This window comes from Paraburkholderia phenoliruptrix, from assembly GCF_047325075.1.
Classification (GTDB): domain Bacteria; phylum Pseudomonadota; class Gammaproteobacteria; order Burkholderiales; family Burkholderiaceae; genus Paraburkholderia; species Paraburkholderia phenoliruptrix.
Map to the genome: position 1 here is coordinate 845,611 of NZ_CP168530.1, position 25,969 is coordinate 871,579.

The window sequence follows — 25,969 nt, forward strand, 5'->3', positions numbered from 1 at the left end:
TGGTGAAACACATGGGCCTGCTTGCTCTCGCTGATTTCAATCTCGTCGCCCGTCACGGCAGCTTTGGGGAGGCCGCCCGTGCGACGGAGCGTCCGAAGGCCACGCTCTCGCGCAGGGTGAGCGAACTGGAGAACAGTCTCGGCCTCAGGCTGTTCGAACGCGGGCCGCGCGGATTGAAACTCACGCAGGAAGGACGCGCGCTTTACGAGCGCACGGGCGCCCTCCTGACCGAGCTTGCAGAGAGCGCCGCGGCCATCGCATCCGGTAGCGAAGAGCCGCGCGGCCGGCTGCGCATCAGCGCGCCGACGCTCTTTTCGCAGCTCGCCATGGGCAAGCTCGTCGCCACCTTCGCGCTGAAATATCCCGAGATCCGGCTCGAAGTCACGACGGAAGATCGCCCCGTCGACATGATCGAGGAGGGCTACGACCTCGTGATCCGCGTCAACCCCGATCCCGACGAGAGCCTGATCGGCAGGGTGTTCCTGCGCGACCGGCTGGTTGTCGTGGCCTGGCCGGGTTTGGCGCGGCCGAAGGGCAAGTCCAGCGTTCCGGCTGTGCTGCGCGGCGGTAACGATCCGATTGGCGCGTGGGACGTCAGGGGTCCGAAGGGAAAATCGCGCATCGCGATCGAGCCGGTGGCTTACCTCTCGTCGCTGATCATGGTTCGCGATACCGTGCGTCTCGGAGTGGGGGCCGCGAGCTTGCCGCTGTCGCTCGTGAGCCATGACATCGCCGCCGGCCGGCTCGCGCATTGGGGCGATGTGGACGGCCCCGAGATTGCACTGTGGGCGCTTTACCCTTCGCGACGCTTGCTGAGCCCTCGCGTTTCCGCCTTTCTCGATCACATCAAGGAGGCGTTTCCGTTGGGACAACCCGAGGAACTCGCGGGATTTATAGAGCCGGCGTAAGGAGGTGCTGGGCGCGCGCGTTGTACCAGTCCACCGCGTCTTCGCCCGCGGGAATGCTGAAGGGGCTCGACGGATCGGTGGCGGCGAGCCATACGGCTTCGGCGACGTCCGATGCATGCGTGACGGCCGTCTCCTTCTGCCAGTTCGCAAAAACCTGCTGCACCAGCGCGCTGTAGGGCTCGGGAAAGCCGTCTTTCATGCGTGCCTGCGCGTTCTCGCCGAAGCGCGTAGACGGCGCGCGTCCCGGCAGCACGACACGCACGCGCACGTCGAACGGCTCCAGTTCGAGCGCGAGCGATGCGCTGAACGCATTGACGGCCGCCTTGCTGGCCGTATAGACCGACAGCAGATGCAGCGGCCTGCACGTGACGGTCGACGTCACATTGATGATCACGCCCGCGCGGCGCTCGCGCAATTGCGGCACGACGGCCTGGGCCATCGCGATGGTGCCGAGCGTGTTGGTCTCGAAGATGTCGCGTGCGGTGTCCATCGGCGTGCCTTCGAGCGCGTTGAGAAAGCCGATGCCCGCATTGTTGACGAGCACGTCGACGGGGCCGGCGGCCTCGATCGCAGCGCGGATGCTTTGCGGATCCTTCACGTCGAGCGCGAGAACGGATAGGCGATCGGAACGCGGCAACACGTCTTCGCGCGGTGTGCGCATCGTCGCGACGACGCGCCAGTCGCGATCCAGAAAATGACGGGCGATTTCAAGTCCAAACCCGGACGAGCAACCTGTAATCAATACGGTCTTCATGTCGACTCCTGTGGTCGGTGACAGTGGCCACACGATAGCGCGTCGTAGGTCGGACTCGCTATAATCGAACGTCCACTTTTCATTAGAGATCGTCCGGCTATGGTCGACCCGCTGGCGGAAGTCGTCGCGTTGCTGCAACCGGCGCCCACGTTTTCCAAAGTGCTCAGTGGCGCGGGGCGCTGGCGCGCGAGCCGCACGGAGGTCGGGCAGCCCTTCTATTGCGTGGTGCTCGAAGGATCGCTGCGTCTGTCGGTCAATGGCGGCGAGCCGCTCATTCTGCAGGCCGACGACTTCGTGCTCGTGCCCGAGGTTTTCGGCTTTGAGATCACCAGCATCGACCCACCGGACCCTGACGCCGCGCCGAATCTCGCGCCCACGCCGCTGCCCGACGGCAGCTTCCGTTTCGGCGATGCGTCAGCCGCGCCAGATGCGCAATGGCTTGCGGGCCTGTGCGCGTTCGGGTCGCCGGATGCGGCCTTGCTTGTTTCGCTTCTGCCCGAGCTGGTGCTCGTGCGCGGCGACCGCAGGCTCGCGACACTCGTGAAGCTGGTGCGTGAGGAGTCGCAAGCACAGCGGCCCGCGCGCGAGGTCGTGCTCGCGCGCCTTCTGGAAGTACTCCTGATTGAAGCGCTGCGCTCCACGCAGACGGGGGCGTCGCCTGGGCTCGTCCGCGGCCTCGCCGACGCCCGGCTCGCGCTCGCCATCCGTCAGATGCACGAGCGCCCGCAAGAGCCGTGGACGATGGCGCAGCTTGCGAAAATCGCTGCGCTGTCGCGTTCGTCATTCTTCGAGCGCTTCAGCCGTGCGGTCGGCGTCGCGCCGATGGAGTATCTGCTGTCGTGGCGCATGGCCATCGCGAAGAATCTGCTGCGCCGGAACACGCTCAGCGTTGCGACGATCGCGGCGCGGGTGGGTTATGGCTCGGCGAGCGCGTTTAGCGTTGCGTTCACGCGGTATGTGGGCGTGTCGCCGACGGGGTATGGGAGGGGAAGTAACGGCGCTGCTTCTCGTGAGCGGGACGGTGGCACAGCAGCATTCGGCAACCGCGTATCCGGGTAAACGTGCAGCGCAGGAAATTCAAGAACCAGGCCCCGCCGGCCGATATATGTACCAACTAGTTAATCTGCCGGGGCCATCGCATGAAGCTGTCCACCAAACTGCTTGCACTCGTTCTCGCCGCGCTGCTCGGCGTCGCTGCAGTCGCCGCGACCGCGTTGCATACGCTGCGCAGCGCGCTGATCGATTCACGGCGCGACGAGATTGTGATCCTGCTGGAAAAAGCCGAACATCTGATCGATTCGTATCACCAGTTGGAGCAGCGCGGCACGCTGACACGCGAGGAGGCGCAGCGGCAGGCGAAGGCCGCCCTGTCGCAGCTCAATGCGAACTCGAAGAGCTACTACTGGGCGACGACTTCGGACGGCATCAATCTGGTGCATCCGAACGCGAAATTTATCGGCACGAAAGCCAACGGCAATCGCACGACGAGCGGGCTCACCGACAGCGAGGCCTATCGCCAGGGCATGCTGCAGGCGCATTTCGCGTTGGTCGACGTGCTGATCAAGCGCGGTCCGGACGCGCCCGTCGAACCCAAACTGCAAGGTGTGGTGGGCGTGCCGTATTGGGACTGGTGGGTCGGTACGGGCTTCTGGTACGACGACATCAACGCCAGCTTTACAAAACTCGCGACGATGCTCGGCGCAATCGCCCTCGTGATTGCGGTGGCGGTTGCCGCGATAGCGTGGGCCGTGCTGCGCAGCGTACGGCGCATGCTCGGCGGCGAACCGGCCTACGCTGCTTACGTCGCGCACGAGATCGCGGGCGGTAATCTCGCGGTGCGTTTCGACGTGGCCGGCAGCCAGACAGGCAGTCTGCTCGCGGCGCTCGGCGAGATGAAGGCACGCCTCGCTGCGATGATTGCGGAGATCCAGTCGGCGAGCCGCTCCATCGCGCTCGGCTCTGCCGAGATCGCCCAAGGGAATCTCGATCTCTCGCAGCGCACCGAGGAGCAGGCCGCGTCGCTGCAAGAAACCGCGGCGAGCATGGAACAGATCACCGCGACGGTGAAGCAGAACGCCGACCACGCGCAGCACGCCAACGCGCTCGTGGGCAGCGCGAGCGAAGCGACGGAGCGCGGCGCGACTGCGGTCCGCCAGGTGGTGGACACGATGCAGCAGATCACCGCCGACTCCGGCAAGATTGCGGACATCACGAGCGTGATCGAAAGCATCGCATTCCAGACTAATATCCTCGCGCTGAATGCGGCTGTCGAGGCGGCGCGCGCCGGCGAGGAAGGGCGCGGCTTTGCGGTCGTGGCCTCCGAAGTGCGCACGCTCGCGCAACGCAGCGGCGCGGCGGCGAAGGACATCAAGGAACTGATCCAGCGTTCGGCTTCGCGAGTCGACGACGGTAACCGCCTTGTCGAAGTGGCCGGTGAACGGATGAGCGATATCGAGCGCTCGATCCGTCAGGTGGCGGGCATCATGGGCGAGATTTCGGCGGCATCCACGGAGCAGAGCACCGGCATCGAGCAGGTAAGCCGCGCCGTCACGCAGATGGATGAGGTCACGCAACAGAATGCGGCACTCGTGGAGCAGGCGGCTGCCGCGTCGTCGTCGCTGGACGAGCAGGCGCAGCGGCTGAACTCGGCAGCGGCAACGTTCAAGCTGTCGTAGGCGTCAGGGTAAGCGTCGCTTGGCTGCGCGGTGAGCTTTCGGAGCGGCTCGGAACGGTTGGTTGAGGGGGCGCTATTGCCGTGCGAGCATGAGGTCGAGGTTCTGAACTGCAGCGCCGGATGCACCCTTGCCAAGATTGTCGAAAACCGCCGACAGCAATACGTGCTCGTGTTCGACGTCATGAAATACGCTCAAGTGCATGTCGTTGGTACCGTTCAGCACTTGCGGATCCAGATGCTTCAAGGCGCTCGATTCGTGCAGCGGCAAGACTCGCACGTGAGCTGCATCGGCATAGTGGCGTGCGAGGCATGCGTGTAACGTCGCCCCATCCACGCTGGGAGGCAGCAGCCGCAACGCTAGCGGCACCGTGAGCACGATGCCCTGGCGGAACGCTCCATACGCAGGAACGAAAATGGGACGGTGCACGAGCGTTGCGTGCTGCTGAATTTCCGGTGTGTGCTTGTGCGCGAGGTCGAGGCCATAGACCTGGAGAGAAGGCGCGTTGGCAGCGCCCGCCCCTTCGTGTTCCTCCACACCCGCACGCCCACGTCCGGAGTATCCGGATACCGCATGAATGCTGACCGGGTAGTCGCCCGGTACGAGCCCCGCCTGTACCAATGGACGCAGCAGGCCGACTGCACCGGTCGGATAGCAACCAGGGTTGGTGACGCGACGTGCGTTTGCAATTCGCTCTGCCTGCCCCGGCGTCATCTCCGGGAAACCGTAAGTCCAGTCCCGGTGCGTGCGGTGGGCGGAGCTTGCGTCGATCACGCGGACGGCAGGATTGACAATCGCGCCCACTGCCTCGCGCGCGGCGGCGTCCGGCAAACAGAGGATGGCGATATCGCAGGCGTTGATGGCTTCTGCGCGCCGCCGCGAATCCTTGCGCTCGGCACCAGCCAGTGTGAGCAGGCTGATGTCGGTACGGTTGCGCAGCCGTTCGTGGATTTGCAGCCCGGTGGTGCCTTGGTCGCCGTCGATGAAAACGAGGGGAGAGCTCATACGTGAATGACTCCGCTGACTGTGGTTATGACAGGCAAAACGAGCCGCTATAGTGCGCGGGCGGATAGAATAGAAAAAGTTGAATTTCACAACGCAGAGATTCAGTTTTTCTGAATCGGGACGCCGCCATGCGAGAAATCAGTCTGGACCGCTTGCGCACGCTGGTCGCCGTAGCGGAGCATGGTTCATTTGCCGATGCGGCGCGGGCATTGCACCTGGCGCCGCCCACTGTGAGCCTCCACATTGCCGAACTGGAGGAGCGCATTGGCGCTCCGCTCCTGTCACGCAAGCGCGGGCATGTGGGGCCGACGTCCATAGGCGAGGTACTGGTGGACCGAGCGCGCCGGCTTCTCGCCGACGCGGAGCAGGCGTTAGACGATATTCAACGCCAGGTAGAGGGGCTCGAAGGGCGTGCGCGTCTCGGCGCATCCACAGGCGTGATCGCACACGTGCTGCCGCAAGCGCTCGAGGTTCTGCGCGAGCATCATCCCGCCATCGACATTCAGATCGTCGTGCTTACTTCGCAGGAAACCTTGTCCCGGCTGGTGGATGGAACGCTGGATGTCGGGCTCGTCGCGCTGCCTCAGCCGCCGGTCGCCGGACTTGTGATAAAGCCCTGGCGCCGCGACCCGGTGAGGGCTTTTGTGCCGGCACATTGGCGGTGTCCGGCTCGCGTGACACCCGAATGGCTCGCCGGTCAGCCGCTCATTCTCAATGACGCGACCACGCATCTCTCGCGTCTGACTGCCGAGTGGTTCGCGAGCGGCGGGTACCATCCCGCGCCGCGCATTCAGCTCAACTACAACGACGCGATCAAGAGCCTGGTGGCGGCAGGTTATGGCGCCGCGCTGTTGCCCCATGAGGCGACGACCCCACTGCCGGACAGAGGCATTGCCATGCGTCCGCTGCGCCCGGCGTTGTGGCGACGGCTCGGCATTGCACATCGCGCGGGGTACGTCGAGCGTTCTACCCAACACGTACTCGACGTATTGTGGGATTTGCGACTGGCGTAGCGTTGCATGCACGGCCGCGCGAACCTCCCTGACCTGCAATTACATAGATGAGGTGTGCTTAGAAATCAGCGACCTTGCCCCACGCGGACTGGGCAAATCGGCCGGGCTGATACGGCGTGGGATCCACGATCGGGTCCGCACCGCTGGCAAGGTCCGCGATCAGGTGTCCAGCGCCGGGGCCAATGCCGAAACCGTGCCCAGAAAAGCCCGCGGCGAGGATCAGCCCGGGCACGCCCGGCACTTCGCCAATACCCGGTACGCCGTCCGGCGTGCTGTCGACGAAACCGGCCCACGCATGGGTGATCCTCGCTTCGCGAAGTTCCGGCAGCAGTTCGACGGCGCGGCGATGGGTTTCGGCGACCGCTACGCGGTCAGGCTTCGGATCGAGAATGCGTACGCGCTCCATGGGAGTCGGCGCGTCGAGCCGCCATCGCTTCAGCGTTTCATGCCCACCGCGAATACCCTCCAGGCCGCCCGGAAGAAGGTTGCGCCAGCGCTTGGCGAACATGGGTACGAAATGTGGAGCGAACCGCAGGAACTGGGGCGTCACATCGACGCGCGCGCGCCCGCTAATGGCCAGCGCGTAGCGTCCGTCGGTTCGACGCGTAACGGAGACGCCGGACGTGAACAGGGCATCCGGCAAGCGGTGCTCCACAGGGGCGACACTCAGGATGGATTGTCGGATCGAAGCTTGAGGAAAGCGGATGCCCAACTGGCGGCAGAACGCGGATGCCCATGCACCCCCTGCGAGAACGACGGTGCGGGTCCTGATGACGCCGGCTTCCGTCACGACGCCGCAGACCCGGCCGCCCTCCAGCTCGATGCCGCGCGCGGCGCAATTCTGAGTGACGCTACCCCCGAGTTTCATCAGCGCGGCGGCCACCGCGGGCGCAGCTTTCGCGGGGTCCGCCGTGCCGTCGGTGGGCGAGAAGACGCCGCCCTTCCAGGCCCGGCCGGTCACCTTGCCCCGTTCGGCGGCTTGCCGGCTATCGAGCATGTAGGTCGTCACGCCCGCCGTCTTTGCAAAGTCGCCCCAATTGGCCCAACGCGCCAACTCGGCGTCGTCATTGCTCAGATACAGCAGCCCGCAGCGATGAAAGCCCGTATCTTCCCCTGACTCGATGGCAAATCGCTCCCAAAGGTCAAGGCTTTTGCTCGCCATCGGCAACTCGCGTGCGTCACGGTTCTGCTGCCGGCACCAGCCCCAGTTTCGGCTCGACTGTTCGGCGCCGACCCTTCCTTTTTCGACGAGCGCGACGGACACACCCCGCCGCGCCAGATAGTAGGCGGCAAATACACCGATGATCCCGCCTCCGATCACGACCACGTCAGCGGCGGCCGGCAGCGTGGGCGAAGTGTGCAGGTGGCGCAGCGGAGGGGACATGATTAATCTCGTTCGACGGAAGACTGGACGTTTTGAACCACATAGAATTTGGCCACGCGCTCGCGACTTTCCCATCCTATCGGTGCACCTCGCGGGACGAAAAGCGCGTCCCCGGCGTTGAGCGACAGTACGCTGCCATCCGGCGCGGCGAACTGCACGCTGCCGGCGAGAAGGTGCATGAATTCGTTCACACCATGCGGAAGAATGATCCGGTGGTACGGCGTCGAGTCCCACGTACCCGCTTTGTACGCCGCGTCGTCCTCGCTGAAGACATTGTCACTGCGGCATGCGGGAGCCGGGCCCAGCAGCACCTCCGCCGGCAGGGTGGCCGACGGCTTGAAATCGGCGTCGGCGCGCAAAGGCGTGAGGCCGGTCTTCGTCGGCCGCGCGCAGGCGGCGGCGCAGAACAGGAAACGCGTGCGGAATTCGGCTCTCATGCGAAGCGCGGTACCGCAGCCGATCACGGCCCCTTCGTGCGGACCCAGCTCCAACGGCGCCATTCCGGCCGCCTCCAGCGTGAGCGTTCCTTCCACGACGACGATGGTTTCGATGTGGGGAAAGCGCTCCACAGCGAGCTCGCCGATGAAGCTGACACGACCCGCTGCCATCGCATCCGGTCCTTCCCAGGCGATTTCCCGGTGTCGCGCGAAGGGATCGTTGCGGCCAAATGCTCCGCGGCGGAAAGCGGTCGAAACCGGCGCTCCTTCGGCACGGTGCAATACAAATGCTGCGCTCACTTTGGCTCCTATGAATTGCCCGACGATGATTGCTTGCTGTCAGCCATTTAACCAGCTCGAAAAAATCAGGGCGCACTGATTTGAGCCGGCAAACAACGCAAATCCATCCATTGTGCGCCGGGCTCACAGCACGGTCTGCGGTCACACCCTTTAACCGGTTGCCACGCAGGCATTCCGCTTATGCCGGCGAGGCAGCCCGTGGTGGTTCCAGCGGGCGAACCTGCAAGCCGGCTGCCCGGCGCGCGGCCTCCCTCCCAGGCGCCCCCGACGAGTGTTCGATGTCGCACGGAGCGCGTTCATTCGGTTGGCTACGCTATGCCCGTACCGTCATCGGCGGCCGGCCAACGTCGCGCGCGACGCGCCCGCCGCATTTCAATGGTGTCCGCACGCTGAACATGGGGTTTGGATGGATCGCTTCGACTTCCCGGGCGCCTCGCGTGCGTATGGCGACACGTCGGGACGCACACCCTTCTACACGAGCTCGCCCGAACGGATCGACGCGTCGCAGTTGACGGCGTTCACGGCGTTCCTGCGACGCTGCACGGGCGAGCCGCTGCCCGACCACGAAGCCCTGTACGAGTTTTCCGTCCGCGAATTTCGGACCTTCTGGCGATGCTTCGTGCAATGGGCGTTAGGCGATGCATACTCAGGCGACGCCGAACCGGTTTGCATCGGCGACGACTGCGAACACGCGGTCTTCTTTCCGCAGATGAAACTCAACTACGCGGACGTCCTGCTGGCGCCGTCAACGGCATCGGCGGACGCACCCGCGCTCACCGCCTGTCACGCCGACGGCAGCCGCGTGCGCCTCACGCGCGCCGAACTGCGCGAGCAGGTCGCGCGTCTCGCGCAGGCGCTGTCGGCGCTCGGCCTGCGCGAAGGCGACCGCGTGGTCGGCGTGATGCGCAACGACGTCGAGGCTATCGTCAGCACGTTGGCCGTGACGGCCCTTGGCGCGACCATGTCGACCGCGGCGCCCGAGATGGGCGTCGAATCGATCCGCGATCGCTTCCAGCCGCTGGCTCCGCGACTGTTGTTTGCACATACCGCGGCGCGCCCATTCGACACCGGCAAACCGGTGGCGAGCAACATCGCGGAACTCGCGGCCGCGCTGCCGTCCCTGCAAGCGGTTGTGTGCCTCGACGACGGCGGCTTGCCGAGCACGGTCACGCAGCCGATCCACGCGCTTGCCGGACTGCTCGATAACGGCGACGCGAGCGGTTTCGTGTGGCAGCGCTTCGCCTTCAACCATCCGCTTTTCATCATGTTTTCGTCGGGGACGACCGGCAAGCCGAAGTGCATCGTGCATGGCGCCGGCGGCACGCTGATCGAGCATTTGAAGGAGCACCGGCTGCATACCGATCTCGCGCCTCGCGACCGGATGTACTTTCACACGAGTTGCGCGTGGATGATGTGGAACTGGCAGTTGTCGGCGCTTGCTTCCGGCGTGGAGATCGTGACCTACGATGGGCCGGTGTCCACCGTCGACACGCTGTGGCGTCTCGTCGCCGAGGAGCGGGTCACCGTGTTCGGCACCAGCCCCGCGTATCTGAAGATGTCGGAAGATACGGGCCTGCAGCCGAAGACGCAGTTCGATCTCGGCGCCCTGCGCGCAATGCTGTCCACCGGGGCCGTGTTGTACGACTCGCAGTTCGACTGGGTGCGCGATCACGTGAAGCCGCTGCCGCTGCAGTCCATCTCGGGCGGCACCGACATCATCGGCTGCTTTGTGCTAGGTAATCCTAACGTTCCGGTGTATGCGGGCGAGGCGCAATGCCGCAGTCTCGGGCTCGATGTACAGGCATGGGACCAGGGATCGAAAACCGCGGGCGTCGGTCAGCTTGTTTGCGTGAATCCGTTCCCCTCGCGTCCGCTCGGATTCTTCGGCGATACCGACGGCAAGGCGTTTCATGCCGCCTATTTCGCAAGCAATCCAGGTGTCTGGACGCATGGCGATCTGATTTCGCTGTCGCCGCAAGGCAGCGTGCGCATGCATGGCCGCTCCGACGGCGTGCTGAATGTGCGCGGCATCAACGTCGGTCCCGGCGAGATTTATCGGGTGTTGAACGATATTCCCGAAGTTCGCGAGGCGCTGGTTGTCGAGCAGCAGGTGCGTCATGCGTCCGCGAATCCGCGGGATACGCAGCAGGTCGAGTCGCGGCTCGTGCTGTTGCTGGTGTTGAACAAGGGTGCGGGGTTGAACGGCGCGCTCGCCGCCCGCGTGCGCCGCGACCTCGCGCGCCGCGCGTCGCCGGCTCATGTGCCCGACCGGATCATTGCCGTCGATGCTTTGCCGCTCACGCACAACGGCAAGCTCTCCGAAGCGGCGGCGCGCTGCGCGGTCAACGGACTGCCGGTCGGCAACACGGCGGCACTGCGCAACCCCGAGTGTCTCGACGCCATCCGGCTTCATCCGGCGTTGAATCTGGCCGCGCGCGAACTGCCGCCGGTGGGCGAGACCCGCGAACAGCTCGAAGCCCACCTGCAGGCGCAGTGGGAGAAGCTGTTCGGCATGGCACCGATCGGCCGCGACGACAACTTCTTCGACCTGGGCGGCCATTCGCTGCTTGCGATGCGCCTGTTTGCCGAAATACGCCAGTCGACCGGACGCGTCATCCCACTCGCCATGCTGATGATCGCGCCGACCATCTCGCGGCTCGCCTCGCTGATCTGGGAGGACGCATTGCCGTCGTCTTCGCCGACTCTCGTGCCGGTGCGCGCGGGAACCGGCGTGCCGCTATTCCTGATCCACAGCGCGAGCGGCTCGGTGATGGAGTGCCTCGCATTGATCGATTCTCTGAAAAGCCGTCGCCCGGTTTACGGACTGGTGGCGCGCGGTCTGGAAGGCGAGCAGCCGGCGCTGCTGCGCGTGGAAGACATGGCCGCGAGCTATATCGAGCAGATGCGTACCGTGCAGCCGAAAGGGCCGTATGCGTTGGCCGGCTATTCGTTCGGCGGTCTCGTGGCCTTCGAGATTGCGCAGCAACTGCGTCGTGCCGGCGAGCGGATCGATTTGCTGTTCCTGCTCGATACCTACGTCGACGAGCACTGCCGCCCCTGGAGCGCGCAACTACAACGTCGCGCCGCTTCTTTGCGCATGCATTGGCGCACGGTGAGAGCGCTGCCGGCCGCACGCCTGCCGGGTTACGTGAAAGACCGGTTCACAGGCGTCGCGGATCAATTGCGGATGCGCGTTGGCCGCATGGCGCGCAGGCCGGAAGCGTACACCGCTGTGCTGCCGCCGGCGATGCGGCACATACGCGAAACGATGCGCGTCGCGATGACCACGTATCGTCCGAAGCCTTACGACGCATGCCCCATCGTCTACGTGCGCGCGGCGGTTCTGCAGGATGCTTATGGCGATCCGCTGCCGCTGTGGCGGCGCGTGGCGCGTGCTGGGCTCGTCGTGGCGGAGGTGTCGGGCGACCATTCCGATCTGATCGTCGAACCGAATGTGCAGTTCGTCGCGGCGGCGCTCGATCGCGGTCTCGGCGAATCATGACATCGGCGCGGAGGTGTCGCCGCTCGAATAAAAATAAACTGAAACACTCAATTTTTCGTCTTTGCCTGCCGATAATCCGACTGTCAGTTTCCACGTCGCGGTCGTATTCACATCGCATTAAACAAGATCGGCACATTACAAGACGATTATCGTGTTTCCTAACCCTGTCGGGCGAGCGGCCATTATCGCGGGTCGTCATCCGTTCATCGTGGGCGCGCTCGGCATGCTGCTGGCGGCGAGCGTCCTGGGCGTGAGCCTGCTCACGCTCGTCGCCGCGCGCGACACAGCGATCCTGCACGCTCACGAGACGTCCCGAAACGTAGCCGCCGTATTGTCGAGCAACATTTCGCGGACGATCGATTCGTCCGATCAATCGTTGCAGGCGCTCATTGCCGCGCTCGATAAGCCCGCCGTTCAGCACATGGAGCCGGGCGTGCGGCATGATCTGCTGTTCAGCCCGACGGCCGCTACGCGTTACGTGACGGGCATGGGCGTGACCGACGAGCGCGGACAGTTGATAGACGGCTGCTGTTCGCGCACGCATCACTGGAACTTTAGCGACCGCGATTACTTTCTCGTGCATCGGCAGTCGAACAAGTTCGGCCTGTATATCTCTGCGGTCTATCAGGCGCGCTCGCGCGGCGGCGTAGACTCGATGGCGCTCAGCCGACGGATCAATAACGCGGACGGCTCCTTCAAGGGCATAGCCCTGGTCGCGATCGACGTGGAATATTTCAGGCGCCTGCTGGATGGGCTCGACGTCGGCTCGCGCGGCGTCACGGCGATTGTTCGCACCGACGGCACGCTTGTCGCGAGAAATCCCGCTCTTGCCGCAGCGTTTACACGGAACTTCAGCAAGTCGCTGACCTTTCCTCGGATGGTGAATCACGAATCCGGCTTCTACACGGCGCGTTCTTCCACTGACGGCGTGCTGAGGCTCTATACGTTTGAACGTGTGCCCGGCACGCCGCTGATCGCCGTCGTCGCCCCCGCACTCGACGACATCCTCGCCTCATGGCGAACGCTTGCATGGATGGTGGGCGTTTCCGCCTGCGCCATCAGCTTCGCGTTTTGCGCAGTCGTCTGGCTGCTGGCATTTGCGTTGCGAGACCGCGCGCTCGCTGGAGACCGCCTGACCGAACTCACGCAGACCGACCCGCTCACCGGTCTCAAGAACCGCCGCGCGCTCGACGAGGTACTGCAAAACGAATGGGACAGATTGCAGCGCAACGACAGCCATCTGTCGGTGCTATTCGTGGACGCCGATCATTTCAAGCAATACAACGACCAATACGGTCACGCAGAAGGCGACAAGGCGTTGAAGCATCTTGCCGCCCGCATCGTGCAGCGCGTTCACCGTCGCGGCGATTGCGTCGCCCGGTATGGCGGCGAAGAGTTCGTGGTTGTGTTGCCGGACACGGACGCCGCGGGCGCTTACCGTGTTGCCGAGGGCATCCGCGAGCAACTGGAAAGCTCCTGGCAAACCGGGCGCGAGGCCGGCAGCGCTGCCGTTCATCCGTTCACGGTCAGCATCGGCTGCGCGACTGGGCGGCGCGCGTCTCCTGCCACCTGCGAGGAACTGACAAAGGCCGCGGACATCGCGCTTTACGAAGCGAAAAGGGCGGGCCGCAATTGCGTGAGAGCGGCGAGCGCTATGAGCCAACCCGGATAATAAGCGTGACGTCTTTGGCGATGACGGACTGGCCGGCTTCGAATACGCCGGCTGGAACAACGAACTTCCCGCCATAGTGAATGGTGTGCAGCCCCGCTGGCAGCGGTTGAATCATCAGGTAATAGCCGTCGGCGACGGCCGTCGCGGATCCGCCTGTGTGACCGAAAATCCATGGACTAGGCGCGGAAAACGGGAATATGCCGGTCTTGGTGCGATAGGCCGCGATGTTGTCGACGGCCACGCCGTCTACCGTGCAGAACAGATCGCGAATGTCGTTTGTAAAGGCGCTGGCAATCTTCAACTGATCGGCGGTGAATGTGCGGATGGGCGGATTGTCGAGTGAATTCGGTCCGTCGACCATGGGCAGGAAGAGCGACGCGCCGTCGAGGACCAGCAGGAAGATCGACGTGCCCGCAGGAATTGTGCTCGCCGCCTGGTTGCAGATCGTCTGCACCGCAGCGGGCGTGGCCCAGAACCATACGTTTCCCGTTTGCGCGGCTGAAATAGGCCGATGGTTGCAGTCTTCGAATGGATGGGGCAGGGGGCCGACCGGCAACCCGAGCACCCACTGCCAGAACGAAACCGCCCACTGACTGTATGTCTTGCTCCGGAACTCCATATCGAGCGACACGACATACGGGTTCACACCTTCTTCATGCGGACTCGCCTCGTCGGCGGTCGCAAAGGCGGCTGCTCGTCCGCTATCGTCGCCTCCGCCACATCCCGCAAAGGGGATTGCAGCGCCCATCACCACTGCCGAGGTCCGCAGTATCTTCCCGGCACGCGCGGCGATTGCGGTACGGTCTCGCGTTTCGAAGCGGACGCTCATACTGCCTCCTGGTGCCGAGGCGATCTACGACGGCGACAACGGCTTATTCAGTCTAGCAAGAGTAAAACGGTGCGTCGACTGCCGGATTGAAGCGGCGTTTCAATATGCTTCGCCTATAGTCGTTTGTCATATGGGCGAAGGCGGGCCTCGCCGGATCCGTCGGATGGCAGGAGGGCGAACATGGAACACGAATACGCAAACCTGGAGAAGTCGGTCTTCTGGCTCCATGTCGCGGTGGCGCTGCTGTTATTGCTCTCACTACAGCGAGGTAAGAACGTTGATCTGAAAGGTTGGTTGCAAGCGCAGAGACAGGCTCTCACGGTCGAATTTTCCGCTGCCGTGCTGCTCCCGGAGGTGGTGCAGCAGTCGGGCGCGGTGCGGTAGCCGACGTTCGGCTCGTGATTGCAGGTGTAGAAACCGAGATCAGGTGAAACTGCCCTGATGGTTCGATATCGAGCCTGCAAGCGATTCCTACGACGGCACGAAGACGCCTATCGAGGCGACCGCCATGGCAAGCGTCGCGAGCCATCCTCCCCAGGCCAGCGGGCCGGTGACGGCGAATTGCCCCATCACGCGCCTGCTACGCGCCATCAGCATCATGACTATCATGATCGGTACGGCAGTCACACCGTTGATCACGGCGCTCCAGTAGAGTGCGCGAATCGGATCGAAGTGCATGAAGGTGATGGCAACACCGCCGACGATGGCGAGCGCAATCACCGCGTAAAACTCGCGTGCAAGCGTCAGATGCAGCGCGAGACTGCTACGCCAGCGGAAGCTCCCGGCAGCGGCATACGCGGCCGATCCTGCGAGAACGGGAAGCGCGAGAAGCCCCGTCCCGATGATGCCGAGAGCAAACAGCACGTAGGCGAATCGCCCGGCAAGCGGCTCGAGCGCTCGCGCGGCGTCTGCGGATGTTTTCACATCAATGTGATGCAGGTGGAGCGTCGCGGCCGCCGTGAGCATGATGAAAAACGCAACGAAGTTCGACACGCCCATGCCGATCCATGTATCGAAACTGATCCGGCGCAACTGCGCCGGCGCCTGATACGGCATGCGGCGCAACGGTCCTTGCCCCGGTGCAGCGCGCATTTCCTCGACTTCCTGCGATGCCTGCCAGAAAAATAGATACGGGCTGATCGTGGTTCCGAGGACAGCGACGACCGTCGTCAGATAGTCGGATGTCAGTGAGACGTGCGGCAGCACGACTGCACGCGCAACGTCCGGCCAACGGATCGGCACGATCACCGCGACGGCCACATAGGCGAGAAGCGACAGGGCGGTCCATTTCAGGAAGTTCGCGTACCGGTCGTAGGGAACGAATATCTGAAGCGCAATGGAGAACAGTCCAAGGAAGACGACATACAAGTGCTCCGGACCGTGCACCAGCAATCCGACCGCGGCGCCCATCGCTGAAAGGTCTGCCGCGATGTTGATCACATTCGCGACGAGGAGCAGGAACACCGCGCCGTACAACAGCCATGGCGGGTAATGCGCGCGCATGTTGGAGGCGAGGCCTTTTCCGGTCACCCGCCCAATCCGTGCGCTCACCAGCTGAATCGCTGTCATCAACGGATACGTGAGCAGGATCGTCCACAGCAGGTTGAACCCGAAAAGTGCACCGGCCTGCGAGTATGTGCCGATCCCCGACGGGTCATCGTCTGCCGCACCTGTAATGAGTCCCGGCCCCAGTCGTTTGATCCATGACCGCTCGACAGGGTCGCGCACAGCTGCTTCCGGCTCTATCAGTTTGTCGTCGTCCATGTTCTGCCCCTTGTTGTCCGTAGAGCAAATTGCGGACCTGACGGCTGGCGGCCGCGTGCAATGTCATTGCGCAAGCGCGACGTGGGAGCCAAAGCGATGCGCGCGTCCCGCTACTGTGGCTGGCGCCCGCTTTGATGCTTGTGGTGCTTGTGCGAACGATGGTGGCTCGGGCGGGTACTGGCGGGTGCCGACGTGTTGTCTCCTCCGGCGGTCGGGGCCGCGGTCGCCGCCCCGTGTGCGTTGCCGCCGCCTGATCCGCCGTTGCCGTTGCCGCCCGCTTGCGCACCCGCGGTACTGGCAACGGCCAATGCGGTCAGAAGTACAAGCGTCGATTGAATGCCTCGCATTTGGTGCTCCTTGAAAAGTAGATCGATTCGCTGAACGGTTGGCCGTCGGCGCGCCGCAATCACAGACGCAGACGCACAAGAGCAAAGCTAATGCCTGAAAGGCATGTGCGGCAGTCGGCAGACGCGATCGTCTCGCACCATTTTTGTGTCTCAGACCACAGTTACCCGCAGCGCGGCGTGTAAAGATCCACCGCACGAATCGCTGACACAGTACGACAGCGATGTTCCAGAACAATAAGTGCGATACGGGGACCTTCAAATGAAAAAATATCCAGGCTTACTCCTTGTCCTGTTGCTGGCTGCCTGCGGAGGCGGAGGAGGGGGCGGCAGCGGCAGCGCCACCACGGCATCGGCAACACCTTCGTCCACGAGTCCCAGGGCCTGCACAGACGGCCCTTACACGACGGACCCTGCCAAAGTCTGCACCGACGCAAACGGCAACCTCGTGACGGCCTATGTTTATGCGCAGCCAAACACGGTGATTCCAGACGGAACCGTCATCACCGCGAACACCACGTGGCCGGCAAGCGGCTCCCCGTATTTCCTCGCCGGCACCGTGCGGGTGGCGCCCGGCGTCACGTTGACGATTCCGGATAACACGATCGTGGAGACCTACCGCGCGGTGCCCTGCACGAGCGATTGCGTGGGTACGATTCCGACGAAAGGCATCATCAACGTCGCGGGCACGCTCAACGTGGGAAGCCAGGGGCCCGTTCAACTGCTCGGCGTGACGGCCGCCAACACGTCGCTCGCTCCGGACGCGGGCGGTGGCACGGTGAGCATCACGCATACCGTGTTGCAGGACGCATTCGTCCAGATCAACGACGCCGCACCGTTTTCGATGACCTTCAGCCAGGCCACTCACCTGAACGTGACGCCCATTGTCCGCAATGGCGTGACGACTTATCAGGCCGGCACGAACGGCTACCCGCGCCTGAGCAGGTCGGCGACGGTGAAGGGCAATACGTTTGTCGACTCGGCGGCCTTCGCTTTCGATCCGTCGGTCTTCGTGCAGAACAACCTGTTCATCAACATGGTCGATGCGCTCGTGCTGATCGACGCGTTCCCGGCCAACGGACAGGCGCCCACCGGCATCGCGCAACGCAACTCGTTTCTCTTCAAGAAGGATTCACCGAATGTGAATCGCATCGTGATCGAGTCACACGGCACATACGATGCGTCGACGGTTCATTCGCTCGACTTCTCGAACAACTTCTGGGGCGTGACGGATAACACGACCATTCAGTCGCGCGTGCTGGACAGCACCGACACGACCAACCCGCGGCTGCCCAACGTGATCCTCTACGCACCGCCGCTGCAAAGTGCCGATCCTGCCACACCGGCGGACCCGCAGAGCGCGACGCCGAATGTGTAGGCACTGACATTGGGCGCTCGAAGTGGGGACGTGCTGCGTATAGCACGTCCTCACAGTCCGGATACCTTTTCGCGCTTACTGGCCTGCGTGCCGGCGCAGGGCTGGCAGGCCGTGATGCTCCAAATCGACTTGAGAACCGTTGACGTTCTCGGTTACAACGCGTTGCAGGGACATTGCGTTCAGAAGCGCCAGAATCGCTTACGCTACGGAAGGAGAGATACGACACTCGACTTCGCCATGGCATCGAAAAAAGAAATCAAACGGTTCAGGGCCAACTTTTCGGATGAGCTGCACAGCGCGGCGTTATACGAGACCCTTGCGCACGCTGAAAAGGATGAGACCCGCAAGCAGGTATATAAAGACCTCGCCAGGTCGGAGCGTGAACATGCGCAGGTGTGGGCGGACAAGCTAAGCGCCAATGGAATGTCCGCCAGGCGAACCGGTCCGGCCCTCAAGACGCGCCTGATGCGAGCTCTGGTCCGCGTTTTCGGTGCGGCCTTTGTCTTGCCCACGCTCGCTGCAGCCGAATACGCGGACCGAAACAAGTACCAGGGGCAACCTGACGCGGGCCACATGTCGGCTGACGAGCATCACCACGCCGCTGTGGTGGAAACACTGGCTCATGGCAGCGACCCGGGAATGTCGCAGGGCGCCCGCATTGCTGCGGCCGAGTCATGGCACAAGGGTGTCTCGTCGGGCAACGATCTGCGTGCGGCCGTGCTCGGTGCAAACGACGGTCTCGTCTCCAACTTCTGCCTGATTATGGGCGTGGCAGGTGCTGGTACCGGCAACAAGGCAATCCTTCTGACGGGGCTCGCCGGACTGATAGCCGGCGCCTGCTCGATGGCGTTGGGCGAATGGCTTTCGGTGACCAACGCGCGCGAGCTCGCTCGCACTCAGATTGCCAAGGAGGCGGACGAACTGAAGATGTCGCCCGATGCCGAAGAACACGAACTCGCGCTGATTTATCGTGCGAAAGGCCTCGAACCGGACGAGGCAAAGCGGGTAGCGTCGCAGATGATGCGCGACAAGGACAAGGCGCTGGATACGCTGACGCGGGAAGAGCTCGGCCTGGACCCGGCGGAACTGGGCGGCAATCCATGGTCCGCGGCTGCTGTTTCCTTCTGCCTTTTCTCGCTTGGCGCCATTTTCCCGGCCATGCCGTTCCTGTGGACCCACGGGTTTCCGGCCATTGCGCAATGCATTGTTCTGAGCGCGCTGTCGCTTGCAGCCATCGGCGTCTTCACATCCCTATTCAATGGGCGAAGCGCGGCCTTCTCCGCTTTCCGGCAAGTCGCGATCGGCCTGATCGCCGCCGCGTTCACGTTCGGCGTGGGCCGGCTGTTAGGCGTGTCGGTTTCGTAGAGCGGCCGGATGCATAGATCACCACGCGTAGCGGCCGTCGTTGCGCGAGCAGCAAACGAAAAGGCGTGCGAATCATTTGCATTCGCCGGAAGTAACGGATTCGAAAGAAAAAACTTCTAAATAGTCGTTGACTTGGCTCGTGCGCCGTCACTAGAATTCGCGTGTTTCCACGAAAGGGGCATTTGCCTTGGACAGTTGCAGTAGTCGACCTTCGAACAGTTTTTCTGCCTGACCGGCACGACGCCCGCCTGGATTCTTCCTTAGCCGCCGTCCTGCCAGCAGGCAGACGGTGCGCGCCGCAGTAGCTTCCGCCGTTCCTCACCCGCGCATCTTTTCGATTGGCCGCCGTCGTCGACGCGTGCGTTGTTGCGCACATTCGTCTACGCGCCCCGGTGCGCCGGGCCCTTGGCTCGTGCCGCCGTTCGTTCACGCTGTTTTCGCGCACGCCATTCGTGCCGGATCGAGCGTGCGGTTGAACACGTCCGTCAAACATGAACCGGACTCGAGTCACAGAGGAGTTCACGATGCCCGACCCCGAGCCTTGTCCCTGCACGACTCGCCCGGCGTTCTCGCCGAACGCAGGGCGCTTCGCCTGACATCGGGCCGCACACGTTCCTCCCACGCTCGAGCATGTCGAAGCGCGCGAAGTGAAACGGGGGCATGCCTGATCGACGGCGCCACGTTTCAAGCATCTGGAATCTGGAGGAATCACCATGCGCTTCGCTTTGCTCGTTTCACAACTGCCGCATGTCGAGGAAGCTCGCACACATTACAACGGCATGCTCGCGCTCGACGGCCGTTCACACACATGGACTCGCGTAGCCGGCGCCATCTGTGCGGCGCTTAAGAAGCTAGCCCGCTGAAGGGCCATGCGTGGCCGCCTGTCTGCCGGCTGCCGCAGCGCCGGCAGGCGGAAGGACGTGCCACGTGTCAATCATCGATTTCACGCAGCACTGCTAAGGAATGACCGGAAATGTCAACCACTCCCGCAAACCTCACGCAACGTCAAAGCGCCGTGCTCGACGAGGCACACGTGGGTGATATCAAGGGCGCGCTCGGCACGATCGCCCATCACGATACCGCCCCCCGTGGCAGCTGGACGGCGCGCCTGCGCACGCTGCTCGCCATTCTTGGCCCCGGGCTCATCGTCATGGTCGGCGATAACGACGCGGGCGCCTTCGGTACCTATACGCAGGCCGGGCAGAGTTACGGCACGTCGCTGCTCTGGACACTCGCGCTGCTGATTCCGGTTCTTTACGTGAACCAGGAAATGGTCCTGCGCCTCGGCGCCGTGACGGGTGTCGGCCATGCACGGCTTATCTTCGAGCGCTTCGGCAAGTTCTGGGGCGCTTTCAGCGTCATCGACCTTTTCCTGTTGAATGCCCTCACGATCGTCACCGAGTTCATCGGCATCACATTCGCGCTGGACTTTCTCGGCGTCTCGAAGGTGCTGGGCGTCTGCATCGCCGCCGTGCTGACGATGGCCGCGGTCAGCACGGGCGACTTCCGGCGCTTCGAACGCTTTGCAATTGTGCTGTGCGTGTTGAGTCTGCTGTTGATTCCGGTACTCGTGTCGATCCACCCGCCCGTGAGCGTCATCGCGCGCGACTTTCTGGTGCCGACATGGCCGAAGAACTCGAAGCTCTCCGACGTGATGCTGCTCGTGATCGGTATTGTCGGCACGACCGTGGCGCCGTGGCAGCTGTTCTTCCAGCAAAGCTACGTGATCGACAAGCGCATCACACCGCGTTTCATGAAGTACGAGAAGGCGGATCTCTGGATCGGTATCGCGTTCGTGATCGTCGGCGCCGTGGCAATGATGGCGTTCACGGCGGCGCTCTTCGACGGCAGGCCCGAGTTCGGTCACTTCACTGATGCGGGCGGTGTGATCGCCGGGCTGCACAAATATGTCGGCGAGACGTCGGCCACGATTTTCGCGGTGGCGCTGCTCGACGCGTCGATCATCGGCGCTGCCGCTGTTTCGCTCTCGACCGCCTACGCGATCGGCGATGTCTTCAAAGTCAAGCACTCGCTGCATCGCAGCGTGCTCGACGCGAAGGGCTTCTACCTCGTCTACTTCGGCATCATTGCGCTTGCGGCGGCACTGGTCCTGCTGCCCGGCAGCCCGCTCGGCCTTCTTACCGAAGCCGTGCAGACGCTGGCCGGCGTGCTGCTGCCGAGCGCAACGGTATTTCTGCTGCTTCTATGCAATGACAAGGCCGTGCTCGGCCCGTGGATCAATTCGACGAAAGTCAACGTGTTTACGGGCGCCGTGATTGCCGTGCTCGTGATTCTTTCGATCATCCTCACGGCGGCTACCGTGTATCCGGATATTAGCGGTGCCGCGATTCTCAAGATTCTCGTGGTCGGATGCACGGTGGGCGCGGTCATATACGCGACAGTGGAACTCTCGCGCAAACTGCGCGGTGGAGCTGGCGCAGATGATGAGTTGCCCCTCAGTCGTACTGCGCTGAAGGAGTCGCGCAACACGTGGCGTATGCCGCCGCTCGAAGATCTGGCGGCGCCGCAGCACCTGAGCTTGTCGACGCGCGTGTGGATGGGTGTGCTGCGCACCTACCTCGTCGTTGCGGTGGGTCTCGTCATCGTGAAGGTCGTGCAGGTGGCCATTCACTAAGGGATTGCTGCCCCGATGGGCTAGGGTGCGCCTGAAATCAGCGTGTAAGCAGTAATATGATGACTTCCTCCCCTATCGGAAACACCACGATGCAAGTGCTGGTCGACGCAGACGCCTGCCCGGTTGCCGTCAAGGAGATATTGTTTCGGGCAGCCCGGCGTGTTGAAGTGTGCGTCACGCTGGTCGCGAATCAGTATCTGCGAACGCCACCTTCCCGGTTCATCAAGGCCCTCCAGGTGCCACACGGCTTTGATGCGGCCGATAACCGTATCGTTGAACTCGTCGAGGGCGGTGACCTCGTGATTACGGCAGATATACCTCTCGCCGCTGCTGCGCTCGACAAGGGCGCTCACGTACTCGACCCGCGGGGGACGTGGTTTAGCTCCGAGAATATTCAGGAGCGCCTGACGATGCGCGAAGTAATGGATCAGTTGCGCAACTCAGGTGTGCAGACCGGCGGCCCCACACCTTACGCAGCAGGCGACAGCAAAGCATTTGCGGCACAGCTGGATCGTTTCCTGGTACGTCGTCGTGACGCACCACGTTGACACGCTCCATAGCCGGGAGACAGGAAGAAACGTTGCTGCGGGTCTGTTAGCCATGCTGCGTCCGTGAGCCGGTTGAGCGGACGCCTATACCGGTGCGATGGCCGTGGCGGGAAGGACGCTCGTCAACACGGCCGCCCACCTGTCACAGGTCGAGATCCATGCCGGTTTTCAGAGTTGCCCTCGCCGAGAACAGATTGCGTTGATCTGCATGATCGCGAATTGCTCCCTGGCTCCCGGCATGTTTTGGACAATGCACTCGTGGTAGGCCCGCTCACGCGGCAGCAGCATTTCGCTATTTCTATATAGTGCGTAGCACGACCGCTGAATATAGTTCGAGGCGACCTGACTACGCGCGTCGCGCAGCCCGACAAGCAAACACTCGTCATATGACGCCCCGCTATCCGCCAATGCAGGGTGCATCGTTAGTAATCCAGACAGGCATATTGCAGCCCGTAAGCTAAAAGCTCGTAACGTGCTGATCGGCATGGCGCATCTCTTCATGAATGTGATTTGCCCGGGATGGGTGCACATCGAAAGGCTTGGACAAAAGTTTAGCAAAGCGAGGCGCAGGGACGGGAGCGTCGCGTACACGACAGCCGCGCTGCTCGGTCAGCATGCGCTGCCGGAGAACGCGGCGAAGCTGGTCGCCGAACGCCTTGGGCGCGACGCAGATGCCGTGCGCCTGCTGCAAACCATTCCCGTGCGCGGCAGCATTCCGGGCGGCGTGCCGACCGATCCCACCCTCTACCGCTTCTACGAAATGGTGCAGGTGTACGGCTCGACGTTGAAGGCACTGGTTCACGAGAAATTCGGCGACGGCATCATCAGCGCGATCAATTTCAAGCTCGATATCCAGAAGGTGCCGGACCCCGAAGGCGGCGAGCGTGCCGTCATCGCGCTCAACGGCAAGTATCTGCCCTCCAGGCCGTTCTGAGTTTATCGCGTCGCGGGTCGGGCGATCCACGACGCACGAAGTTCAATCGCTGATCTAAAAAGGCGAGCCGTCATGTCGACTCAACCGCAGGAAATTCGTCCGCCGCTTCCGCCGTTCACGTTGGAATCGGCCAAAGAAAAGGTCCGTCTCGCGGAAGACGGCTGGAATTCGCGCGATGCCGCCAAGGTCGCACTCGCCTATTCGCTCGATACGAAATGGCGCAATCGCACGGAGTTCGCGAACAATCGCGACGAAGCACGTGCGTTTCTCGAGCGCAAATGGCGCAAGGAACTCGACTATCGTTTGATCAAGGAACTGTGGGCGTTCGACGGCAACCGTATCGCGGTGCGCTACGCGTACGAATGGCGCGACGATGCGGGTAACTGGTTTCGCTCGTACGGCAACGAGAACTGGGAGTTCGGCGCAGATGGTCTGATGCAGCGCCGCTTCGCGTGCATTAACGACATGCCGATCAAGGAGTCCGAGCGCAAGTTTCACTGGCCGCTCGGACGTCGTCCGGACGATCATCCTGGCTTGAGTGATCTCGGCCTGTAAGAGGCCGGGACGCGCGCGCCAACGTTCGGCGTGACGCGCGTGCGCGCGGCGGCGATCAGATTCGACGACGCGGCTTACGGGACGCATACAATGCGTAGGACCAAGGCGTCGTTGATCTACCGTCGCACGAAGAATTTGAGGGTGGTTCAGGGACAAACCTCGATGAACGTGAGCACGGTAGATTCGGAAATCGTTTAATCTCGATCGACGTCGCGTGGGAGCGTCAGTGGTGATAAGAAGGCGGCCGGCCCGCGCCCCGGTTTTGCCCATCTGCTGCCGTGTCGACGAAATGCCGGGCGCAACATGCACAAAAGTCTATGGACATCAGAACGCTTAGCGCATACGACCAACATTCCGCGTCATTTGCAAAAGACTGGGATGAGCAGCCGCCAGCGACAGACTTGCACGCGCTGGTGCGGAAGTACTTCCGTCCCGGACGTACGGCGGACGTTGGCTGTGGCAGCGGACGCGATGCTGCCTGGCTCTCTTCGAATGGTTTTCCGACCGTGGGCTTCGAGCCTTCGAAGTGTTTGCTCGAAGAGGCTCGGCGGCGCCATCCCGAGGTGGAGTTTCAGGTTGCCGCGCTACCCGAGCTCGAGGGCATCGCGGACGCGACTTTCCAGAATGTGCTGTGCGAAACGGTCATCATGCATCTGGCGGCGGAATTGATTGTGCCTTCGGTGCGCAGGCTCCTCGACATCATCGAACCTGGTGGAACTCTGTATTTGAGCTGGCGAGTCACCGAGGGGAACGACCGGCGGGACGAACATGGGCGGCTCTATGCCGCCTTTGATTCTTCGTTAGTTCTGCAGGCTTTATCCGACGCAACTGTTGTTGTGAACGAGCAAGTGGTGAGTCCTTCGTCGGGTAAGGCGATCGGTCGCGTCATCGCCAGGAAGGGATAGACGTGCCTGCTGATCGGATGAAAGTAGTCACGGCGATCGGGGTGACCAACTCCGTAACGAACGGAGCCTTAGGCGATGGCCTCAAGAAGCATCCGTAGAGCGACAGCAGCTGACGTGCCGGTTATTACACAGATCCGGAACGACGCACATTTGGAAAAGCTGGCTCATGGCGATTATGCATGGGGCAGGGAAGGGAACGGCTTTTCTGAAGAATGGGTGCTGAAGAGTCTCTCGCGAAGAGCGGTGTATGTCGTGGAGGAGGACGGTGTGCTCGTGGGCACGTTTTCACTCGATTTGGATGACGAAGTATATTGGGGGCTTCAAGAGCCAGTCGCGGGTTATGTGCACGGACTTTCTGTCAAAAAGGGCTTTCATGGCCGTGGGCTTGGCAGCTTCGTCCTCGATTGGTGCGCTGACCAGGTCAGCATACTGAACCGACGTTTTGTTCGGCTTGGATGCGACGCGAGAAACATCAGGCTATGTCACTACTATGAGTCGCTTGGCTTCGTCCGGGTAGGACTCAAACCAATGACCGAACATGGCGACTATGTCGACTCGCTGTACGAGAAATCGGTGAATCGAATACGTGAGCGGCCTTCGGCCAGGCTTCTGATCACCACTCCAAAGCGGCGAGTGTTGTTGTTTCGCTTCGTGCATGAATCTGGAGCGCTCACGGGACAGGCCTATTGGGCGACACCTGGAGGCGGTGTGGAGCATGGCGAGACCTTTGCGCAAGCGGCGATGCGGGAACTCCGTGAAGAAACCGGCATTCGCGAGGCACAACTCGCCCCGCCCGTCGGACAGCGCGAAGTGCTCATGCAGTTACCCGACGGTGAGCACGTGCTCGCCGTCGAACAGTATTTCGTCGTCACCACCGGCGCGGAGTCCATTTCGCGTGACGGTTGGACCGCGCAAGAAATGGAAGTGATGACGGCGCACAAATGGTGGAGTCGGGACGAGCTGTCCGCCACGACCGAGACTATCTATCCGGAGGGACTGGTCGAGATGCTAGACGGCGCCGGGGTTTTCGGCCTTGAACGGCGGGTTTGACGTGTTTTGGGGGTG

General features: G+C 62.8%; 21 protein-coding genes and 1 pseudogene. 15 read left to right on the forward strand and 7 right to left on the reverse strand.

Translation table 11 applies throughout. The features are described 5' to 3' along the window. Nucleotides 1–11 precede the first annotated feature (11 nt). Nucleotides 12–908 carry a LysR family transcriptional regulator gene (locus ACEN8U_RS03680; RefSeq protein WP_413657324.1) on the forward strand — a complete coding sequence of 299 codons (897 nt, stop codon included), beginning with the start codon at nt 12–14 and terminating at the stop codon, nt 906–908. Here the strand turns inward: ACEN8U_RS03680 and ACEN8U_RS03685 are convergent. Continuing rightward, entirely contained in the window at nt 892–1,662 is a 771-nt protein-coding gene (locus tag ACEN8U_RS03685) for an SDR family oxidoreductase (RefSeq protein ID WP_368608125.1), read from the reverse strand. The genes ACEN8U_RS03680 and ACEN8U_RS03685 overlap by 17 nt on opposite strands. A gap of 99 nt (nt 1,663–1,761) precedes the next feature. On the opposite strand from ACEN8U_RS03685, the gene ACEN8U_RS03690 reads away from it, so the two are divergent. Together ACEN8U_RS03690 and ACEN8U_RS03695 are read left to right on the forward strand one after the other, a co-directional pair. Further along, nucleotides 1,762–2,721 carry a cupin domain-containing protein gene (locus ACEN8U_RS03690; protein WP_368608124.1) on the forward strand — a complete coding sequence of 320 codons (960 nt, stop codon included), beginning with the start codon at nt 1,762–1,764 and terminating at the stop codon, nt 2,719–2,721. An 80-nt stretch (nt 2,722–2,801) separates the two neighbouring features. Then, on the forward strand, nt 2,802–4,337 hold the full coding sequence (locus ACEN8U_RS03695; protein WP_014972409.1) for a methyl-accepting chemotaxis protein: 1,536 nt from the start codon (nt 2,802–2,804) through the stop codon (nt 4,335–4,337). A 72-nt stretch (nt 4,338–4,409) separates the two neighbouring features. Here the strand turns inward: ACEN8U_RS03695 and argC are convergent, their stop codons facing one another. Further along, the gene (argC, locus tag ACEN8U_RS03700; protein ID WP_368608181.1) at nt 4,410–5,339 is read right to left on the reverse strand and encodes an N-acetyl-gamma-glutamyl-phosphate reductase; all 930 of its coding nucleotides are present in this window, start codon (nt 5,337–5,339) and stop codon (nt 4,410–4,412) included. Nucleotides 5,340–5,467: 128 nt separating this feature from the next. Here argC and ACEN8U_RS03705 point away from each other — a divergent pair, with 128 nt between their 5' ends. Next, a complete protein-coding gene (locus tag ACEN8U_RS03705; RefSeq protein ID WP_368608123.1) occupies nt 5,468–6,352 on the forward strand; it encodes a LysR family transcriptional regulator in 885 nt (294 codons plus the stop codon). A 58-nt stretch (nt 6,353–6,410) separates the two neighbouring features. Here ACEN8U_RS03705 and ACEN8U_RS03710 read toward each other — a convergent pair whose 3' ends face one another. Then, on the reverse strand, nt 6,411–7,736 hold the full coding sequence (locus ACEN8U_RS03710; RefSeq protein ID WP_368608122.1) for an NAD(P)/FAD-dependent oxidoreductase: 1,326 nt from the start codon (nt 7,734–7,736) through the stop codon (nt 6,411–6,413). 2 nt (nt 7,737–7,738) lie between these two features. Continuing rightward, the gene (locus ACEN8U_RS03715) at nt 7,739–8,473 is read right to left on the reverse strand and encodes a cupin domain-containing protein (RefSeq protein ID WP_368608121.1); all 735 of its coding nucleotides are present in this window, start codon (nt 8,471–8,473) and stop codon (nt 7,739–7,741) included. A gap of 406 nt (nt 8,474–8,879) precedes the next feature. On the opposite strand from ACEN8U_RS03715, the gene ACEN8U_RS03720 reads away from it, so the two are divergent. Beyond that, the gene (locus tag ACEN8U_RS03720; protein ID WP_368608120.1) at nt 8,880–11,975 is read left to right on the forward strand and encodes an acetoacetate--CoA ligase; all 3,096 of its coding nucleotides are present in this window, start codon (nt 8,880–8,882) and stop codon (nt 11,973–11,975) included. Between the two features lie 151 nt (nt 11,976–12,126). After that, nucleotides 12,127–13,647 carry a diguanylate cyclase gene (locus tag ACEN8U_RS03725; protein WP_368608119.1) on the forward strand — a complete coding sequence of 507 codons (1,521 nt, stop codon included), beginning with the start codon at nt 12,127–12,129 and terminating at the stop codon, nt 13,645–13,647. Here the strand turns inward: ACEN8U_RS03725 and ACEN8U_RS03730 are convergent. Continuing rightward, on the reverse strand, nt 13,628–14,293 hold the full coding sequence (locus tag ACEN8U_RS03730) for a hypothetical protein (RefSeq protein WP_413657328.1): 666 nt from the start codon (nt 14,291–14,293) through the stop codon (nt 13,628–13,630). The two genes, ACEN8U_RS03725 and ACEN8U_RS03730, sit on opposite strands and share 20 nt — an antisense overlap. Nucleotides 14,294–14,656: 363 nt before the next feature. On the opposite strand from ACEN8U_RS03730, the gene ACEN8U_RS03735 reads away from it, so the two are divergent. Then, nucleotides 14,657–14,860, forward strand: coding sequence for a hypothetical protein (locus tag ACEN8U_RS03735; RefSeq protein ID WP_368608117.1), 204 nt, complete (start codon nt 14,657–14,659; stop codon nt 14,858–14,860). A gap of 87 nt (nt 14,861–14,947) precedes the next feature. On the opposite strand, the gene ACEN8U_RS03740 is transcribed toward ACEN8U_RS03735, so the two are convergent. Beyond that, the gene (locus ACEN8U_RS03740) at nt 14,948–16,240 is read right to left on the reverse strand and encodes an NRAMP family divalent metal transporter (protein WP_368608116.1); all 1,293 of its coding nucleotides are present in this window, start codon (nt 16,238–16,240) and stop codon (nt 14,948–14,950) included. Between the two features lie 606 nt (nt 16,241–16,846). Here ACEN8U_RS03740 and ACEN8U_RS03745 point away from each other — a divergent pair. The 4 genes from ACEN8U_RS03745 (at nt 16,847) to ACEN8U_RS03760 (ending at nt 22,510) form a co-directional block, all read left to right on the forward strand. Continuing rightward, nucleotides 16,847–17,962 (forward strand): hypothetical protein, encoded by a 1,116-nt coding sequence (locus ACEN8U_RS03745; RefSeq protein ID WP_368608115.1) that lies wholly within the window; start codon nt 16,847–16,849, stop codon nt 17,960–17,962. Nucleotides 17,963–18,199: 237 nt separating this feature from the next. Then, nucleotides 18,200–19,327, forward strand: coding sequence for a VIT1/CCC1 transporter family protein (locus tag ACEN8U_RS03750; protein ID WP_368577831.1), 1,128 nt, complete (start codon nt 18,200–18,202; stop codon nt 19,325–19,327). Nucleotides 19,328–20,300: 973 nt separating this feature from the next. Beyond that, nucleotides 20,301–21,962, forward strand: a complete 1,662-nt coding sequence (locus tag ACEN8U_RS03755) for an NRAMP family divalent metal transporter (protein WP_368608114.1) — start codon at nt 20,301–20,303, stop codon at nt 21,960–21,962. 89 nt (nt 21,963–22,051) lie between these two features. Beyond that, entirely contained in the window at nt 22,052–22,510 is a 459-nt protein-coding gene (locus ACEN8U_RS03760) for a YaiI/YqxD family protein (protein ID WP_368608113.1), read from the forward strand. Between the two features lie 168 nt (nt 22,511–22,678). Here the strand turns inward: ACEN8U_RS03760 and ACEN8U_RS03765 are convergent, their stop codons facing one another. Continuing rightward, entirely contained in the window at nt 22,679–23,041 is a 363-nt protein-coding gene (locus tag ACEN8U_RS03765; protein ID WP_413657332.1) for a VF_A0006 family four-cysteine protein, read from the reverse strand. Between the two features lie 46 nt (nt 23,042–23,087). Between ACEN8U_RS03765 and cynS the strand changes: the two are divergent. The 4 genes and pseudogenes from cynS to ACEN8U_RS03785 form a co-directional block, all read left to right on the forward strand. Further along, nucleotides 23,088–23,444: pseudogene (gene cynS / locus ACEN8U_RS03770) on the forward strand (cyanase); the annotation flags it as partial. Between the two features lie 72 nt (nt 23,445–23,516). Then, nucleotides 23,517–23,999, forward strand: a complete 483-nt coding sequence (locus ACEN8U_RS03775) for a DUF1348 family protein (protein WP_368577569.1) — start codon at nt 23,517–23,519, stop codon at nt 23,997–23,999. 317 nt (nt 24,000–24,316) lie between these two features. Continuing rightward, nucleotides 24,317–24,904: a class I SAM-dependent methyltransferase gene (locus tag ACEN8U_RS03780; protein ID WP_368608112.1), complete on the forward strand. Its 588-nt coding sequence runs from the start codon at nt 24,317–24,319 to the stop codon at nt 24,902–24,904. Between the two features lie 150 nt (nt 24,905–25,054). Then, on the forward strand, nt 25,055–25,954 hold the full coding sequence (locus ACEN8U_RS03785; protein ID WP_368608111.1) for a GNAT family N-acetyltransferase: 900 nt from the start codon (nt 25,055–25,057) through the stop codon (nt 25,952–25,954). Nucleotides 25,955–25,969: the final 15 nt, after the last annotated feature.

Excerpts from the sequence above, each read along its gene's own strand:
- ACEN8U_RS03740 (WP_368608116.1), bottom strand. The coding sequence starts at position 16,240 with ATGGACGACGACAAACTGATAGAGCCGGAAGCAGCTGTGCGCGACCCT.
- ACEN8U_RS03760 (WP_368608113.1), top strand. The coding sequence starts at position 22,052 with ATGCAAGTGCTGGTCGACGCAGACGCCTGCCCGGTTGCCGTCAAGGAG.
- ACEN8U_RS03705 (WP_368608123.1), top strand. The coding sequence starts at position 5,468 with ATGCGAGAAATCAGTCTGGACCGCTTGCGCACGCTGGTCGCCGTAGCG.
- ACEN8U_RS03695 (WP_014972409.1), top strand. The coding sequence starts at position 2,802 with ATGAAGCTGTCCACCAAACTGCTTGCACTCGTTCTCGCCGCGCTGCTC.
- ACEN8U_RS03720 (WP_368608120.1), top strand. The coding sequence starts at position 8,880 with ATGGATCGCTTCGACTTCCCGGGCGCCTCGCGTGCGTATGGCGACACG.
- ACEN8U_RS03690 (WP_368608124.1), top strand. The coding sequence starts at position 1,762 with ATGGTCGACCCGCTGGCGGAAGTCGTCGCGTTGCTGCAACCGGCGCCC.
- ACEN8U_RS03775 (WP_368577569.1), top strand. The coding sequence starts at position 23,517 with ATGTCGACTCAACCGCAGGAAATTCGTCCGCCGCTTCCGCCGTTCACG.
- ACEN8U_RS03765 (WP_413657332.1), bottom strand. The coding sequence starts at position 23,041 with ATGTGCACCCATCCCGGGCAAATCACATTCATGAAGAGATGCGCCATG.
- ACEN8U_RS03685 (WP_368608125.1), bottom strand. The coding sequence starts at position 1,662 with ATGAAGACCGTATTGATTACAGGTTGCTCGTCCGGGTTTGGACTTGAA.
- argC (WP_368608181.1), bottom strand. The coding sequence starts at position 5,339 with ATGAGCTCTCCCCTCGTTTTCATCGACGGCGACCAAGGCACCACCGGG.
- ACEN8U_RS03735 (WP_368608117.1), top strand. The coding sequence starts at position 14,657 with ATGGAACACGAATACGCAAACCTGGAGAAGTCGGTCTTCTGGCTCCAT.
- ACEN8U_RS03680 (WP_413657324.1), top strand. The coding sequence starts at position 12 with ATGGGCCTGCTTGCTCTCGCTGATTTCAATCTCGTCGCCCGTCACGGC.
- ACEN8U_RS03710 (WP_368608122.1), bottom strand. The coding sequence starts at position 7,736 with ATGTCCCCTCCGCTGCGCCACCTGCACACTTCGCCCACGCTGCCGGCC.
- ACEN8U_RS03755 (WP_368608114.1), top strand. The coding sequence starts at position 20,301 with ATGTCAACCACTCCCGCAAACCTCACGCAACGTCAAAGCGCCGTGCTC.
- ACEN8U_RS03780 (WP_368608112.1), top strand. The coding sequence starts at position 24,317 with ATGGACATCAGAACGCTTAGCGCATACGACCAACATTCCGCGTCATTT.
- ACEN8U_RS03745 (WP_368608115.1), top strand. The coding sequence starts at position 16,847 with ATGAAAAAATATCCAGGCTTACTCCTTGTCCTGTTGCTGGCTGCCTGC.
- ACEN8U_RS03750 (WP_368577831.1), top strand. The coding sequence starts at position 18,200 with ATGGCATCGAAAAAAGAAATCAAACGGTTCAGGGCCAACTTTTCGGAT.